This is a genomic window from Kineothrix sp. MSJ-39 (assembly GCF_018917935.1).
Classification (GTDB): Bacteria; Bacillota; Clostridia; order Lachnospirales; family Lachnospiraceae; genus CAG-194.
Genome location: NZ_JAHLPN010000005.1, coordinates 39,320 through 53,184, shown reverse-complemented (window position 1 = coordinate 53,184; position 13,865 = coordinate 39,320). Strand labels below are relative to the sequence as shown.

Here is a 13,865-nt window from a genome sequence, read left to right as displayed (position 1 = left end):
CTCAAAATCCAGAAATGAAACGCCATGGATACCCCGGTGGCGGAGACTGGGAAACATTGACAGCCAGAGAGATATCTCTTATAATTTTTACATATGTTGATACTAAAAGTATCGATTGTGTAAAGAGGTTTAAGGAGAAAAATATGGTGTTTGGTAAAAACGCCGGAAATGTGTGAAAGGAAAATAAAATGACGGAAAAGAACAAAAACAGAGCAATCGGCAGACAAGTCCGAAAAATGATCGCAGCGGCTATGGCAGCAATGCTGGTAGTTACCTCTGCAAATGTCGCAGATGTAAATGCGGAAGAAACTGTGCTGGCAGTCAGTGAGAATACCGTTACAGGAGAAAACGGAGCGAGAGTAGTAGAAGCAGAGAACAATACAGAAAATAATACAGGTGAGCCAGGAGTAGAAAATAGTGAAGCTGAGAACAGTGACACAGAAATCACAGATCTGGACGCAGAAACAGCAGATGCACATACATATGAAAACGGCTTCTGCACAGACAGTGGCTGCAGTGCATACGAGCCAGCAATACTTACAACTGATAAGTATGACATGAATGGCGACGGGAAAATGGATGAAGCCTACGAAATCGGAAACGCAGGGCAGCTCTACTGGTTCGCTGGGCTCGTAAACGGAACATTGACAGACGGAACCGCGCAGAATCTGAAAGCCAATGCAGTTTTGACAAAAAATATCATAGTGAATGAAGATCTGCTGACAAGCATTAAGACAGATGAAGACGGAAATGTTACAAATGGTAGTTCTTTCAAAGCATGGCAACCAATGGGAATTTTGAGTACTGATGGTAAATGGCAAATGGAGTATGCCGGCACCTTTGATGGCGATGGACATAGTATCAGTGGATTGTATGTGAATATGGTTGAACTTTCAGATGAACGAGTGATCTGCTTTGGGTTATTTGGATTCTTTGCCGGAGTGATCAGAAACTTGGGAATTCTGGATTCTTATATGAGAGGAGACTATTGTATTGGTGGTATCTGTGGACGCAATGATGGTGGAACGATTCAAAACTGCGATAGCACTGCCGCTGTATATGGGGAATCTTACGTAGGAGGTATTTGTGGTCGTAGTCGAAGTAATAGTATAATAGAAAACTGTTACAATGCAGGACAGGTTTATGGAACTAGCAAGAGTGTTGGTGGTATTTGTGGGGATAATTTTTCAACAATAGAAAACAGCTATAATGTCGGGAGTATAAAGGGAAATAATGGGGTCGGCGGAATTGTTGGAGAAAGTTCCGGATATGGCAATATAATATACATAAAAGATTGTTACAATAGAGGAAATGTAATAGGGGATACAAAATATATTGGTGGTATTGGTGGATATATCGGTTACAGTCTTGTTGAAAATTGCTACAGTCAGGCAACTGTCAGTGGAAACACAAATGTTGGTGGTGTTTGTGGCGATGGTAGAGAAGATACTTTTCATAATACATACTACGATTCAAATTTGTATGTAGGAGATGCAATTGGCTATAAGGATGCTGCATTAACAACCGAGAAGACCGAAGGAAAACCTTCGCAGGCATTTGAAAGTGGTGAGATCGCATATCTGCTGCAGGCAGACCGTGAGGAATCGGTCTGGGGACAGACGCTTTCCGGAAATGATGTGCAGGCTTATCCGGTATTGGGCAGCAAGAGGGTATACCAGAACATTACCTATCAGGACTGTACTAAGGATGAGGCGCATACGATTTATGAATATACGAATGACCAGAAACCGACAGTTTATGAATATACCTTGCAGGAAACAAAAGCCAAAGAACCAACCTGTACAGAAGCCGGTAATACAGCTTATTACAAATGCAATGTTTGCGGAAAGTTTTACTCAGATCAAGAGGGAACCAACGAAGTGTCAGCAGAGGCAGTAGTGATTCCTGCCAAGGGGCACAGCTTTACGTGGATCATTGATAAGGAAGCAACCGAGCAGGCAGAGGGAAGCAGACATGAAGAATGCAGTATCTGCCATGAAAAGAAGGCTGCAGTTGCAATCCCGAAACTGCCATCGAATACAAAGCCGGGCGAACAGCCAAGCCAGACACCGGGCGAGCAGCCGGGGCAGGACACAAAAGTACCTGCCAAGGGTACAAAACTGACGGCGAAAGACGGTGCCCGCTACCAGGTAACAAGTGCCGCAGAAAAGAATCCGACGGTGGCTTACACAGGAAGCAAAAAGCAGAGCGCTTCCGTAACGATCCCTGCCACGGTCACAATCAATAACGTGACTTACAAGGTAACATCGATCGCAGCCAACGCATTCAAAAATAATAAAAAGCTGAAAAAAGTTGTGATCGGAAAGAACATCACAAAGATCGGCAAAAAGGCTTTTTATGGCTGCAGCAAGTTAAAGAATATCACAGTCAAAACAACCAAGCTGACCAAGAAAAATGTCGGCAGTCAGGCATTCAAAGGCATTCATAAAAAAGCAGCCTTCAAAGTACCAAAGAAAAAGATAAGCAGCTATCGCAAAGTGTTTAAAGCGAGAGGTGCATCAAAGACAATAAAAGTTACAAAATAAAGCGGAAAAGGTGTTTGCGGTGCAGACACCTTTCTGTTTGTTGAGAATTGTATACATGTATCCTTGACGAAAGGCTATCTGATACATTATAATAGGAAACAGTTTTGTACTTTACCGTAGCAAAGAGTAGTCAAAACAATCGAAATTCTTACATATGGGAGGAGAATATGAGTAATACATTAGGTTGGATCATTGTAGCGTTTGTACTTTATCTTCTGGGCATGGTAGCGATCGGAGCTGCTTATGCAAAGAAGAATAACAGTGCAGAAGATTATTTCCTGGGAGGCAGAAGTCTTGGTGGCTTTGTGGCAGCGCTCTCCGCACAGGCATCGGATATGAGCGGCTGGCTTTTGATGGGACTTCCGGGCGGCGTATATGCGCTGGGAACAGGACAGTCGTGGATCGCGATCGGTCTTTTCCTCGGAACAGTCATGAACTGGCTGGTAATTTCAGGACCGCTTCGCCGTTATACGATCCGTGCGAACAATTCCCTGACACTGCCTACATACTTTGAAAACAGATTTCATGATAAGAAGAAAGTGCTTCTGCTGATCTCTTCGATCACGATCGTTATTTTCTTCCTTGTTTATACAGCATCCGCACTGGCATCCGGCGGTAAGCTTTTCAACTCCGTATTTGGTGTGGATTACCGTATCGCACTGACGATCGGTGCACTTGTTATTCTGGTATACACATTCCTTGGCGGTTTCATGGCAGTCTGCCTGACAGACTTTATCCAAGGAACACTGATGCTGATCGGTCTTCTGATCGTTCCAATCATGGCATATGTCATTATTGGCGGTGATCTGCATGCAGCACTGGATGCACAGGGCGTTGCAGGCGGTTCCTCTGCATTTTTGAGCCTGTTCAGAAATGGTGATAAAACATACTCAGCAATCGATATCATTTCCCAGCTTGCATGGGGACTCGGTTATTGCGGTATGCCACATATCCTTGTACGTTTCATGGCAGTCCGTGATGAAAAAGAATTAAAGAAATCCAAAACAGTAGCGATCATCTGGGTTGCACTTTCACTGTTCTTTGCATGCTTCATCGGTGTAGTCGGCAGAGCATTCCTGACAACTCCGCTGGAAGGCGGCGATACAGAAAAAGTATTTGTTAAAATGATCCTGCAGCTCTTTACGGAAAACTATTATCTGCCGGTGATCGGTGGTATCTTCTTATGCGGTATTCTGGCTGCGATCATGTCAACAGCAGATTCCCAGCTCCTTGTCAGTGCTTCTTCCGTAGCAGAAGACATCTACAAGGGTGTATTCAAGAAGGATGCGGATGATAAGACAGTTCTGAAGATCAGCCGTATCACAGTACTTGTTATTGCGGTACTTGCTTACCTGATCGCGCTTGATCCGAACAGCTCCATCATGGGACTCGTATCCAATGCATGGGCAGGTTTCGGTGCAGCCTTCGGACCACTTGTCGTATTATCACTGTTCTGGAAACGTACCAATCTGCAGGGCGCGGTTGCAGGCGTTTTATCCGGTGCGATTACCGTTATCGTCTGGGATTACCTGAAGATCATCTCTACAGTAGATGAAGCAGGCAATGCGATCCGCATAACGATCGGCGATTACACAGGACTTTACTCCTTAGTAGTCGGCTTTGCCCTCAGCCTGATCTGCATCGTTGTTGTCAGCCTTCTGACACCTGCTCCTGACGCAGAAATCCTCCAGGAGTTCGACGACGTCAAGAACAAACGCGTATAAACCCTTCTATTATATATAGAAGAAACTCAATACAGTATCATAGAAACGCAACATAATTAGCCGATACATAAATTCTTTATATAATATGGAAGGTTCCCGCCAGGGGGATATATATGCATATCAAGAAAGAACTGTCCTGTATCATAAGCAATCGATAGCGTAGACGACCGAAAATTGCAAAATATGCTTTGCGAACGGGAACCACCACGCATGAAGAATCGGCTTCGCCGATGCGTGGTGGCTACATGACGGATTTGTAAACAAATCCGCCACATATCGCAAGGTAGTCAAGCGTGATTGCATTGATACAGGACAGTTCTTTCGTATTTTTATTATAAATACCCTCAAAATTGCTTTGTACGAAAAAAAATACAAAAAAAATACAATTTCACAAAAAAAATACTTGCAATCCCGCAAACCCTAGTTTATACTCAATATTGCTGTGGCATGATAGCTATGAAGCGTGAGGTTGCTGCATTCTATGCAGGTTTTCCGTGGAGCGAATGTCAAGTTAGGAAACTGACGACAAGTCACTGTACCAAATAAGAAGTCTGCCGAAGAGCAGAAACGACGTGTGAGTCTAGGACACACACGGGAGAGTGTACAGTCACCGCTTGTCGTACTTAAGAAACAAAAGTGCGAAAAGGAGGCGACTTTTTTTATGGCAAATCAACAGGTAATGAGAATTACATTGAAAGCCTACGATCATCAATTAGTTGATGCATCTGCAAAAAAAATCATCGAAACAGTTAAGAAGAACGGATCTCAGGTAAGTGGACCTGTACCGCTTCCTACTAAAAAGGAAGTAGTTACAATCCTTCGTGCAGTTCACAAGTACAAAGATTCCCGTGAACAGTTCGAACAGAGAACTCATAAGAGACTGATCGATGTAATTGCACCAACACAGAAAACAGTTGATGCACTGCAGAGACTTGAGATGCCAGCAGGTGTGTACATCGGCATCAAGATGAAAAACAACTAGTCAAACCAAACAGATTAGATCCTTTATGAAAGGTTGATATAGAAGTAACAAATTGTTCCACTTATATTTACCGATTACCCGGATCTAGAATGAACGACGAGGCGAAAGCTGATGACTCGTTCCGCTGTAGAAACAAGGAGGTAACAGAATGAAGAAAGCTATTTTAGCAACAAAAGTCGGAATGACTCAAATCTTCAATGAAGACGGTTCTTTAATTCCTGTAACCGTACTTCAGGCAGGTCCTTGTGTAGTAACCCAGATCAAGACAGTTGAGAATGACGGTTACAGCGCAGTTCAGGTCGGCTTTGTAGACAAGAAAGACAAGATTGTCAACAAAGACAAAGCAGGAAAGAAAGAAGTAATCCACAGAAACGGCGCAACAAAGGCTGAAAAAGGACACTTCGAAAAAGCTGGAGTTTCTTCCAAGAGATTTGTAAGAGAATTCAAGTTTGAAAACGCAGATGAGTATGCACTTGCACAGGAAATCAAAGCTGATATCTTTGCTGAAGGTGATAAGATCGATGCTACTGCAACTTCAAAGGGTAAAGGATTCCAGGGCGCAATCAAGAGACATGGTCAGCACAGAGGACCTATGGCACATGGTTCTAAATTCCATCGTCATCAGGGTTCCAACGGTGCATGTTCTTCTCCTTCAAAGGTATTTAAAGGAAAAGGAATGCCTGGACATATGGGTTGCGTAAAGGTAACAGTTCAGAATCTTGAAGTTGTTAAGGTTGATGCTGAAAAGAATTTACTTTTAGTAAAGGGTTCAGTACCGGGACCTAAAAAAGCTTTAGTAACAATCAAAGAAACCACTAGAGTGGAAGCTTAATTAGGATGAAAGGAGGACCATTCAGATGGCAAACGTATCTGTTTATAATATGGAAGGCAAAGAAGTTGGCACAATGGAACTGAGTGATGCAGTGTTTGGCGTAGAAGTCAACGAGCATTTAGTTCACCTTGCAGTTGTCCAGCAGCTTGCAAACAACCGTCAGGGTACACAGAAAGCAAAAACACGTTCTGAAGTATCCGGTGGTGGTAGAAAACCTTGGAGACAGAAAGGAACAGGTCATGCAAGACAGGGTTCTACAAGATCTCCACAGTGGACAGGAGGCGGAGTTGTATTTGCTCCAACACCTAGAGATTACTCCTTCAAGTTAAATAAGAAGGAAAAGAGATTAGCACTGAAATCCGCTTTGACAAGCAGATTACAGGAAAACAAATTGATCGTTGTTGACGAACTGAAATTCGACGAAGTAAAGACAAAGAACTTCAAGCAGGTTATGGATAACCTCAAAGTTGAAAAAGGTCTTGTAATCCTTGCTGAGAACGATGCAAACACAGTTCTTTCCGCAAGAAACCTTGCTTCAATCGATACAACATTAACAAGCCAGATCAATGTATATGACATTATGAAAGCCGGAACTATTGTTCTTACAAAAGACTCCGCAGCAAAGATTGAGGAGGTGTACGCATAATGGCAGATATCAAATATTATGACGTAATTCTGAAACCTGTAGTAACAGAAAAGAGCATGAATGCTATGGGCGAGAAGAAATATACTTTCCTGGTTCATCCGGAAGCAAACAAGTCTCAGATCAAAGAAGCTGTTGAAAAGATGTTCGACGGTGTTAAGGTAGCAAAGGTTAACACAATGAACAACGACGGTAAGAAGAAAAGACGTGGTATGGTAGTTGGAACAACTGCTAAGACAAAGAAAGCCATCGTACAGCTGACTGAGGAAAGCAAAGATATCGAGATCTTCGCAGGACTGTAAGATCCGATCTTTAGCAGGCAATAAACACAGTAAAGTGTGATAACAAATCGCAGATTGAAAGGAGAAACAATCATGGGAATTAAGACATATAACCCATATACACCTTCCAGAAGAAACATGACTGGATCTGATTTCTCTGAAATTACAAAGACAGTACCGGAAAAATCCCTTTGTGTAGCAATGCCAAAGCATTCCGGACGTAATAATCAGGGTAAAATCACAGTAAGACATCACGGTGGTGGTGCAAAGAAGAAATACAGAATTATCGATTTTAAGAGAAACGGTAAAGATGGTATCCCGGCAACAGTAGTTGGCGTTGAATACGATCCAAACAGAACAGCTAACATCGCACTGATCTGCTACGCAGACGGCGAGAAAGCATATATCCTTGCTCCTGAAGGATTAACAGACGGTATGACTGTTATGAGCGGAGCAGAAGCAGAAGTACGTATCGGTAACTGCTTACCTTTAGCAGCTATCCCGGTAGGTACACAGGTTCACAACATCGAGCTTCATCCTGGTAAGGGTGGACAGATGGTTCGTAGTGCTGGTAACAGCGCACAGCTCATGGCTAAAGAAGGTAAGTACGCAACACTTCGTCTTCCTTCAGGCGAAATGAGAATGGTACCAATCGAGTGTAGAGCAACAGTTGGTATCGTAGGTAACGGAGATCACAGCCTTGTTAAGATTGGTAAAGCAGGACGTAAGCGTCACATGGGTATCCGCCCAACAGTTCGCGGTTCTGTTATGAACCCTAATGACCATCCACACGGTGGTGGTGAAGGTAGAGCACCAATCGGTCGTCCTGGCCCATGTACACCTTGGGGCAAACCTGCTCTTGGTCTTAAGACACGTAAGAAGAAAAAATCTTCTAACAAGCTGATCGTAAGACGTAGAGATGGTAAGGCAATCAAATAATAAGGAGGAGACAAAATGGCTAGATCACTTAAAAAAGGACCTTTCGCTGACGAAAGTTTACTGAAAAAAGTAGATGCTATGAATGCAGCTGGACAGAAACAGGTTATCAAAACCTGGTCACGTCGTTCTACAATTTTCCCTTCATTCGTGGGACATACAATTGCAGTTCATGACGGAAGAAAGCACGTTCCGGTATATGTAACCGAAGATATGGTTGGACATAAACTTGGTGAGTTCGTTGCAACAAGAACTTACAGAGGACATGGAAAAGACGAAAAGAAATCCAAAGTGAGATAATTTGAAAGGAGGTTTTAATCCATGGCAAAAGGACATAGATCCCAAATTAAACGTGAAAGAAATGCGAACAAGGATACAAGACCAAGCGCAAAGTTATCTTACGCTAGAATTCCTGTTCAGAAAGCATGTTTTGTATTAGATGCGATCCGTGGCAAAGACGTTGAAACTGCTCTTGCAATCCTTGAGTACAATCCACGTTATGCTTCAGGTGTCGTAAAGAAAATCGTAGAATCAGCAATCGCAAATGCTGAGAACAACAACGGCATGAAGAAAGAAAACCTTTATATTGCAGAATGTTATGCAAATCAGGGACCGACAATGAAGAGAGTAAGACCAAGAGCACAGGGTAGAGCTTATAGAATCTTAAAGAGAATGAGCCACATTACAGTAGTGCTTGATGAAAGATAGGAGGAAGAGTAATGGGACAGAAAGTTAATCCTCACGGCCTGAGAGTCGGCGTTATTAAAGATTGGGATTCCAAATGGTATGCTGAAGGCGATTTTTCAGATTTCTTAGTAGAAGATTACAACATTCGTAACTTCCTGAAAAAGAAATTATACAATGCCGGAATCGCAAAGATCGAGATCGAAAGAGCATCTGACCGCGTAAAGGTTATCATCTACACAGCTAAACCTGGTGTTGTAATCGGTAAGGGCGGCGCTGAGATCGAAGTAACGAAGAAGGAACTTGCTAAATTAACAGATAAAAAAGTATTAGTAGATATCAAAGAGATCAAGAGACCTGACAGAGATGCACAGCTTGTTGCTGAGAACATCGCTCAGCAGCTTGAAAATCGTGTTTCTTTCCGTCGTGCAATGAAATCCTGCATGGGAAGAACAATGAAGGCTGGCGCACTTGGAATCAAGACTTCTTGTTCAGGACGTCTGGGCGGCGCTGATATGGCTCGTACAGAGTTCTATTCAGAAGGTACTATTCCACTTCAGACACTGAGAGCAGATATTGACTACGGATTCGCTGAAGCAGACACAACTTACGGTAAAGTAGGTGTTAAGGTTTGGGTCTACAAAGGCGAGGTACTTCCAACTAAAGGAAACAAGGAAGGGAGCGATAAATAATGTTAATGCCGAAGAGAGTAAAACGTCGTAAACAGTTCCGTGGAACTATGGCAGGTAAAGCCATGAGAGGTAATAAGATCAATTACGGCGAATATGGTATCGTGGCTTTAGAGCCATGTTGGATCAAATCTAACCAGATCGAAGCAGCCCGTGTTGCTATGACTCGTTACATCAAGCGTGGTGGTAAGGTTTGGATTAAGATTTTCCCAGATAAACCAGTAACTAACAAACCAGCAGAAACACGTATGGGTTCCGGTAAAGGAACTTTAGAGTACTGGGTAGCAGTTGTTAAGCCAGGACGTGTAATGTTCGAAATTGCAGGTGTTCCGGAAGAAACAGCAAAAGAAGCATTACGTCTTGCATCACATAAGCTTCCATGTAAATGTAAAATTGTTTCTAAAGCAGATTTGGAAGGCGGTGTGTCAAATGAAAACTAGTAAATATGTAGAAGATTTAAAAGCTAAATCAGCTGCAGACTTAGCAGAAGAGTTAGTTTCCGCTAAAAAAGAACTTTTCAATTTGAGATTCCAGAACGCAACAAACCAGCTTGATAATACCAGCAGAATTAAAGAAGTTCGCAAGAACATCGCTAGAATTCAGACTGTTATTACAGAAAAAGCTAACGTTGCAGAATAATTCTCGACAGGAAGGAGAATAGATCGTGGAAGAAAGAAATTTAAGAAAAACACGTACCGGTAAGGTCGTAAGCAATAAAATGCAGAAAACTATCGTTGTTGCTGTAGAAGACCATGTAAAGCATCCTCTTTACAACAAGATCGTAAAGAAGACATACAAGCTGAAAGCACATGATGAGAACAACGAATGCAACATCGGTGATACCGTAAAGGTTATGGAAACAAGACCATTATCTAAGGATAAGAGATGGAGACTTGTTGAAATCGTTGAAAGAGTAAAATAATCTTACAATATTTGGAAGGAGAATTGGCATGATACAACAGGAAAGCAGACTTAAGGTTGCTGATAATACTGGTGCAAAAGAGATTCTTTGTATCCGTGTTATGGGTGGATCAACTAGAAGATATGCAAACATTGGCGATGTAATCGTTGCTACTGTTAAAGATGCAACACCAGGCGGCGTTGTAAAAAAAGGCGATGTCGTAAAAGCTGTAGTTGTACGTACGGTTAAGGGCGCTCGTCGTAAAGACGGTTCCTATATCAAATTTGACGAAAATGCTGCTGTTATCATTAAAGATGATAAGACTCCAAGAGGAACTCGTATTTTTGGGCCAGTAGCAAGAGAGCTTCGTGACAAACAGTTTATGAAAATTGTTTCCTTAGCTCCGGAAGTATTATAGGAGGTTCACTATGGCAACATCAAAGATTAAAAAAGGCGATACAGTTAAGGTTATGGTCGGCGATGCAGTAAAATGCAAAGGCAAAGAAGGTAAAGTCATTTCTGTAGACCATAAGAACGGAAGAGTTGTTGTAGAAGGTGTTAACAAGGTTACAAAGCACACAAAACCTTCAGCAGCTAATCCAAACGGCGGAATCATCGAGAAGGAAGCTCCAATCGATATCTCCAATGTTATGTATGTTCATAAAGGAAAGACAACAAAGGTTGGCTTCAAGATGGACGGCGATAAGAAAGTTCGTTTTGCAAAATCAACAGGAGAAGTAATCGACTAATTGGAGAGAGGAGGTCTAGACACGTGAGCAGACTTAAAGATATGTATAAAGACGAGATCGTAGATGCTATGATCAAGAAGTTTGGTTATAAAAATATCATGGAAGTTCCGAAGATCGATAAGATCGTCCTGAACATGGGTGTCGGAGAAGCTAAGGACAATGCCAAGGCTCTGGAATCCGCTGTAAAGGATATGGAAACAATCACAGGACAGAAAGTCGTAACTACAAAGGCTAAAAATTCAGTTGCTAACTTCAAAATCAGAGAAGGTCAGGCAATCGGATGCAAGACAACACTTCGTGGCGAAAAGATGTATGAATTCTTAGATCGTCTGGTAAACCTTGCACTGCCTCGAGTTCGTGACTTTAGAGGTGTTAATCCTAACGCATTTGACGGCAGAGGAAACTATGCACTTGGTATCAAGGAGCAGATCATCTTCCCTGAAATCGAATACGATAAGGTAGATAAAGTAAGAGGTATGGATGTTATCTTCGTAACAACAGCTAAGACTGATGAAGAAGCTCGTGAGTTATTAAGATTATTCAATATGCCATTTGCAAAATAATAGGAGGTAAATTCATGGCTAAGACTTCGATGAAAGTAAAACAGCAGCGTCCTGCAAAGTTCTCTACCAGAGAATACACACGTTGCAAAATCTGTGGACGTCCACATTCAGTTTTGAAAAAATACGGAATTTGTAGAATTTGCTTCCGTGAATTAGCTTATAAAGGACAGATCCCAGGCGTAAAGAAAGCCAGCTGGTAAGATTAGAAGAAGGAGGCAATTCAAAATGACAATGAGCGATCCAATTGCAGATATGCTTACAAGAATCCGTAATGCAAATACTGCAAAACATGATACAGTTGATGTTCCTTCATCAAAGATGAAACTTGCTATTGCAGACATCCTTGTAGATGAAGGTTATATCCAGAAATATGATCTGGTTGATGATGGTAACTTCAAGACAATCCGCATCGCACTGAAGTATGGTGCTGATAAGAACGAAAAGATCATCACAGGAATCAAGAGAATCTCTAAACCGGGACTTCGTGTTTACGCCGGTAAAGATGAGCTGCCAAGAGTTCTTGGAGGACTTGGTATCGCGATCATCTCTACAAACAAAGGTGTTGTAACAGACAAGAAAGCAAGAGAGCTTCAGGTCGGTGGAGAGGTATTAGCATTCGTTTGGTAATAACGAAGCAAAGGAAACAAGCAACCTAGTAAAAATTTATAGGAGGTACGGGCATGTCACGTATAGGAAGAATGCCAATCGCGGTACCAGCAGGTGTTACTGTTGATATTGCAGAAAATAACAAAGTGACCGTGAAAGGTCCTAAGGGAACACTGGAAAGAGTGCTTCCTGCAGAGATGGAAATCAAATTAGAAGATGGACATATCGTTGTAACAAGACCTAATGATTTAAAGAAAATGAAATCTTTACATGGTCTGACAAGATCCCTGCTGAACAACATGGTAATCGGTGTTACTGATGGTTACGAAAAGAAACTGGAAGTAAACGGTGTAGGTTACAGAGCAGCAAAACAGGGTAAAAAGTTAGTATTAAACTTAGGTTACTCTCATCCGGTAGAAATGGAAGATCCTGAAGGTATTGAAACTGTTCTTGACGGACAGAACATCATTATCGTAAAAGGTATCGACAAAGAAAAAGTTGGTCAATTCGCGGCTGAAATCAGAGACAAGAGAAGACCTGAACCTTACAAGGGCAAAGGTATCAAGTATGCTGATGAAGTTATCAGACGTAAAGTTGGTAAGACTGGTAAGAAATAGATAAGGAGAGTGTAAAAATGGTTAGTAAAGAATCTAGACAGAAAATTCGTGTAAAGAAGCACAACAGAATGCGTAACCGTTTCTCTGGTACTGCTGAGAGACCTCGTCTTGCTGTGTTCAGAAGTAATAATCATATGTATGCTCAAATTATCGATGATACAGTTGGTAACACTTTAGTAGCTGCTTCTACTCTTGAAAAAGACATCAAAGCAGAACTTGAGAAAACCAACAACGTTGATGCAGCAGCATATTTAGGAACTGTAATTGCGAAGAGAGCATTAGAAAAAGGTATTAACACAGTAGTCTTTGATAGAGGCGGCTTTATATACCAGGGTAAAATCGCAGCATTAGCAGAAGCAGCCAGAGAAGCTGGCTTAGAATTTTAGGAAGGGAGAAAGAACACATGAAACGTACAATCATTGACACAAGCAGCATGGAATTAAACGAAAAAGTTGTTTCCATTAAACGTGTTACTAAGGTTGTTAAGGGTGGCCGTAACATGCGCTTCACAGCTTTAGTTGTTGTTGGAGATGGTAACGGACATGTAGGCGCTGGCCTCGGCAAAGCGACTGAAATCCCGGAAGCAATCCGCAAAGGTAAAGAAGATGCGATCAAGAACATGGTTTCTGTAGCATTAGACGAGTTCGGTAGTGTTACACATGACAATATCGGTAAATTCGGAAGTGCGTCTGTTCTTCTGAAGAAAGCTCCTGAAGGTACTGGTATCATCGCTGGTGGTCCTGCACGTATCGTTTGTGAACTTGCAGGTATTAAGAATATTCGTACAAAATCTTTAGGATCTAACAATAAGCAGAACGTAGTTCTGGCATCTATTGAAGGTCTTAGCCAGCTCAAAACTCCAGAAGAAGTAGCTAAGAACCGCGGCAAATCTGTCAGCGAAATCATGGCTTAGGGAGGAGATAGAAATGGCAGAAAAGACATTAAAAGTAACTTTAGTGAAATCTACAATCGGTGCGATCCCAAAGCACAAAGCAACTGTAGCAGCACTTGGTTTAAAGAAAGTTAATAAGACAGTGGAATTACCTGACAATGCATGCACAAGAGGTATGGTTCAGCAGGTAAGACACTTAGTAAAAGTTGAAGAAGCATAA

At 42.0% G+C, this 13,865-nt stretch carries 22 protein-coding genes; all 22 read left to right on the top strand.

The window, feature by feature from the left end; all coding sequences use genetic code 11:
• Window positions 1-188 precede the first annotated feature (188 nt).
• The 22 genes from KQI22_RS04960 (at window position 189) to rpmD (ending at window position 13,865) form a co-directional block, all read left to right on the top strand.
• Window positions 189-2,546 carry a leucine-rich repeat protein gene (locus KQI22_RS04960; RefSeq protein WP_216550965.1) on the top strand — a complete coding sequence of 786 codons (2,358 nt, stop codon included), beginning with the start codon at window positions 189-191 and terminating at the stop codon, window positions 2,544-2,546.
• Between the two features lie 167 nt (window positions 2,547-2,713).
• Window positions 2,714-4,270, top strand: a complete 1,557-nt coding sequence (putP, locus tag KQI22_RS04955; RefSeq protein ID WP_216550964.1) for a sodium/proline symporter PutP — start codon at window positions 2,714-2,716, stop codon at window positions 4,268-4,270.
• A gap of 661 nt (window positions 4,271-4,931) precedes the next feature.
• Window positions 4,932-5,252 carry a 30S ribosomal protein S10 gene (gene rpsJ / locus KQI22_RS04950; protein ID WP_022005368.1) on the top strand — a complete coding sequence of 107 codons (321 nt, stop codon included), beginning with the start codon at window positions 4,932-4,934 and terminating at the stop codon, window positions 5,250-5,252.
• A 148-nt stretch (window positions 5,253-5,400) separates the two neighbouring features.
• Window positions 5,401-6,084 carry a 50S ribosomal protein L3 gene (rplC, locus tag KQI22_RS04945; protein WP_216550963.1) on the top strand — a complete coding sequence of 228 codons (684 nt, stop codon included), beginning with the start codon at window positions 5,401-5,403 and terminating at the stop codon, window positions 6,082-6,084.
• Window positions 6,085-6,109: 25 nt separating this feature from the next.
• Window positions 6,110-6,730 (top strand): 50S ribosomal protein L4, encoded by a 621-nt coding sequence (gene rplD, locus KQI22_RS04940; RefSeq protein WP_022005370.1) that lies wholly within the window; start codon window positions 6,110-6,112, stop codon window positions 6,728-6,730.
• Window positions 6,730-7,029, top strand: coding sequence for a 50S ribosomal protein L23 (rplW, locus tag KQI22_RS04935; protein ID WP_022005371.1), 300 nt, complete (start codon window positions 6,730-6,732; stop codon window positions 7,027-7,029). Before rplD ends, rplW begins: the two co-directional genes overlap by 1 nt.
• 72 nt (window positions 7,030-7,101) lie before the next feature.
• Window positions 7,102-7,947, top strand: a complete 846-nt coding sequence (gene rplB / locus KQI22_RS04930) for a 50S ribosomal protein L2 (RefSeq protein ID WP_216550962.1) — start codon at window positions 7,102-7,104, stop codon at window positions 7,945-7,947.
• A gap of 15 nt (window positions 7,948-7,962) precedes the next feature.
• Entirely contained in the window at window positions 7,963-8,244 is a 282-nt protein-coding gene (rpsS, locus tag KQI22_RS04925) for a 30S ribosomal protein S19 (protein ID WP_216550961.1), read from the top strand.
• Window positions 8,245-8,265: 21 nt separating this feature from the next.
• The gene (gene rplV, locus KQI22_RS04920; protein ID WP_216550960.1) at window positions 8,266-8,652 is read left to right on the top strand and encodes a 50S ribosomal protein L22; all 387 of its coding nucleotides are present in this window, start codon (window positions 8,266-8,268) and stop codon (window positions 8,650-8,652) included.
• Window positions 8,653-8,663: 11 nt separating this feature from the next.
• The gene (rpsC, locus tag KQI22_RS04915; protein WP_216550959.1) at window positions 8,664-9,320 is read left to right on the top strand and encodes a 30S ribosomal protein S3; all 657 of its coding nucleotides are present in this window, start codon (window positions 8,664-8,666) and stop codon (window positions 9,318-9,320) included.
• The gene (gene rplP, locus KQI22_RS04910; protein ID WP_216550958.1) at window positions 9,320-9,757 is read left to right on the top strand and encodes a 50S ribosomal protein L16; all 438 of its coding nucleotides are present in this window, start codon (window positions 9,320-9,322) and stop codon (window positions 9,755-9,757) included. The genes rpsC and rplP overlap by 1 nt, the downstream gene beginning before the upstream one ends.
• The gene (rpmC, locus tag KQI22_RS04905) at window positions 9,747-9,956 is read left to right on the top strand and encodes a 50S ribosomal protein L29 (protein ID WP_216550957.1); all 210 of its coding nucleotides are present in this window, start codon (window positions 9,747-9,749) and stop codon (window positions 9,954-9,956) included. Before rplP ends, rpmC begins: the two co-directional genes overlap by 11 nt.
• Window positions 9,957-9,981: 25 nt before the next feature.
• Window positions 9,982-10,239: a 30S ribosomal protein S17 gene (gene rpsQ / locus KQI22_RS04900; RefSeq protein WP_022004009.1), complete on the top strand. Its 258-nt coding sequence runs from the start codon at window positions 9,982-9,984 to the stop codon at window positions 10,237-10,239.
• Window positions 10,240-10,267: 28 nt separating this feature from the next.
• Window positions 10,268-10,636, top strand: a complete 369-nt coding sequence (gene rplN, locus KQI22_RS04895; RefSeq protein WP_022004010.1) for a 50S ribosomal protein L14 — start codon at window positions 10,268-10,270, stop codon at window positions 10,634-10,636.
• A gap of 10 nt (window positions 10,637-10,646) precedes the next feature.
• Window positions 10,647-10,967 carry a 50S ribosomal protein L24 gene (gene rplX / locus KQI22_RS04890; RefSeq protein ID WP_216550956.1) on the top strand — a complete coding sequence of 107 codons (321 nt, stop codon included), beginning with the start codon at window positions 10,647-10,649 and terminating at the stop codon, window positions 10,965-10,967.
• A gap of 23 nt (window positions 10,968-10,990) precedes the next feature.
• Window positions 10,991-11,530: a 50S ribosomal protein L5 gene (gene rplE, locus KQI22_RS04885; protein ID WP_022004012.1), complete on the top strand. Its 540-nt coding sequence runs from the start codon at window positions 10,991-10,993 to the stop codon at window positions 11,528-11,530.
• 14 nt (window positions 11,531-11,544) lie between these two features.
• Window positions 11,545-11,730, top strand: coding sequence for a type Z 30S ribosomal protein S14 (locus KQI22_RS04880; protein WP_022004013.1), 186 nt, complete (start codon window positions 11,545-11,547; stop codon window positions 11,728-11,730).
• A 25-nt stretch (window positions 11,731-11,755) separates the two neighbouring features.
• The gene (rpsH, locus tag KQI22_RS04875) at window positions 11,756-12,157 is read left to right on the top strand and encodes a 30S ribosomal protein S8 (protein WP_022004014.1); all 402 of its coding nucleotides are present in this window, start codon (window positions 11,756-11,758) and stop codon (window positions 12,155-12,157) included.
• A gap of 53 nt (window positions 12,158-12,210) precedes the next feature.
• Window positions 12,211-12,753, top strand: a complete 543-nt coding sequence (gene rplF, locus KQI22_RS04870; RefSeq protein WP_216550955.1) for a 50S ribosomal protein L6 — start codon at window positions 12,211-12,213, stop codon at window positions 12,751-12,753.
• Window positions 12,754-12,770: 17 nt separating this feature from the next.
• Window positions 12,771-13,139: a 50S ribosomal protein L18 gene (rplR, locus tag KQI22_RS04865; protein ID WP_022003885.1), complete on the top strand. Its 369-nt coding sequence runs from the start codon at window positions 12,771-12,773 to the stop codon at window positions 13,137-13,139.
• Between the two features lie 17 nt (window positions 13,140-13,156).
• The gene (rpsE, locus tag KQI22_RS04860) at window positions 13,157-13,666 is read left to right on the top strand and encodes a 30S ribosomal protein S5 (protein ID WP_216550954.1); all 510 of its coding nucleotides are present in this window, start codon (window positions 13,157-13,159) and stop codon (window positions 13,664-13,666) included.
• Window positions 13,667-13,679: 13 nt separating this feature from the next.
• The gene (gene rpmD / locus KQI22_RS04855) at window positions 13,680-13,865 is read left to right on the top strand and encodes a 50S ribosomal protein L30 (RefSeq protein WP_216550953.1); all 186 of its coding nucleotides are present in this window, start codon (window positions 13,680-13,682) and stop codon (window positions 13,863-13,865) included.

Coding starts and splice junctions, on each gene's coding strand:
- KQI22_RS04960 (WP_216550965.1), top strand. CDS start 189: ATGACGGAAAAGAACAAAAACAGAGCAATCGGCAGACAAGTCCGAAAA.
- putP (WP_216550964.1), top strand. CDS start 2,714: ATGAGTAATACATTAGGTTGGATCATTGTAGCGTTTGTACTTTATCTT.
- rpsJ (WP_022005368.1), top strand. CDS start 4,932: ATGGCAAATCAACAGGTAATGAGAATTACATTGAAAGCCTACGATCAT.
- rplC (WP_216550963.1), top strand. CDS start 5,401: ATGAAGAAAGCTATTTTAGCAACAAAAGTCGGAATGACTCAAATCTTC.
- rplD (WP_022005370.1), top strand. CDS start 6,110: ATGGCAAACGTATCTGTTTATAATATGGAAGGCAAAGAAGTTGGCACA.
- rplW (WP_022005371.1), top strand. CDS start 6,730: ATGGCAGATATCAAATATTATGACGTAATTCTGAAACCTGTAGTAACA.
- rplB (WP_216550962.1), top strand. CDS start 7,102: ATGGGAATTAAGACATATAACCCATATACACCTTCCAGAAGAAACATG.
- rpsS (WP_216550961.1), top strand. CDS start 7,963: ATGGCTAGATCACTTAAAAAAGGACCTTTCGCTGACGAAAGTTTACTG.
- rplV (WP_216550960.1), top strand. CDS start 8,266: ATGGCAAAAGGACATAGATCCCAAATTAAACGTGAAAGAAATGCGAAC.
- rpsC (WP_216550959.1), top strand. CDS start 8,664: ATGGGACAGAAAGTTAATCCTCACGGCCTGAGAGTCGGCGTTATTAAA.
- rplP (WP_216550958.1), top strand. CDS start 9,320: ATGTTAATGCCGAAGAGAGTAAAACGTCGTAAACAGTTCCGTGGAACT.
- rpmC (WP_216550957.1), top strand. CDS start 9,747: ATGAAAACTAGTAAATATGTAGAAGATTTAAAAGCTAAATCAGCTGCA.
- rplN (WP_022004010.1), top strand. CDS start 10,268: ATGATACAACAGGAAAGCAGACTTAAGGTTGCTGATAATACTGGTGCA.
- rplX (WP_216550956.1), top strand. CDS start 10,647: ATGGCAACATCAAAGATTAAAAAAGGCGATACAGTTAAGGTTATGGTC.
- KQI22_RS04880 (WP_022004013.1), top strand. CDS start 11,545: ATGGCTAAGACTTCGATGAAAGTAAAACAGCAGCGTCCTGCAAAGTTC.
- rpsH (WP_022004014.1), top strand. CDS start 11,756: ATGACAATGAGCGATCCAATTGCAGATATGCTTACAAGAATCCGTAAT.
- rplF (WP_216550955.1), top strand. CDS start 12,211: ATGTCACGTATAGGAAGAATGCCAATCGCGGTACCAGCAGGTGTTACT.
- rplR (WP_022003885.1), top strand. CDS start 12,771: ATGGTTAGTAAAGAATCTAGACAGAAAATTCGTGTAAAGAAGCACAAC.
- rpsE (WP_216550954.1), top strand. CDS start 13,157: ATGAAACGTACAATCATTGACACAAGCAGCATGGAATTAAACGAAAAA.
- rpmD (WP_216550953.1), top strand. CDS start 13,680: ATGGCAGAAAAGACATTAAAAGTAACTTTAGTGAAATCTACAATCGGT.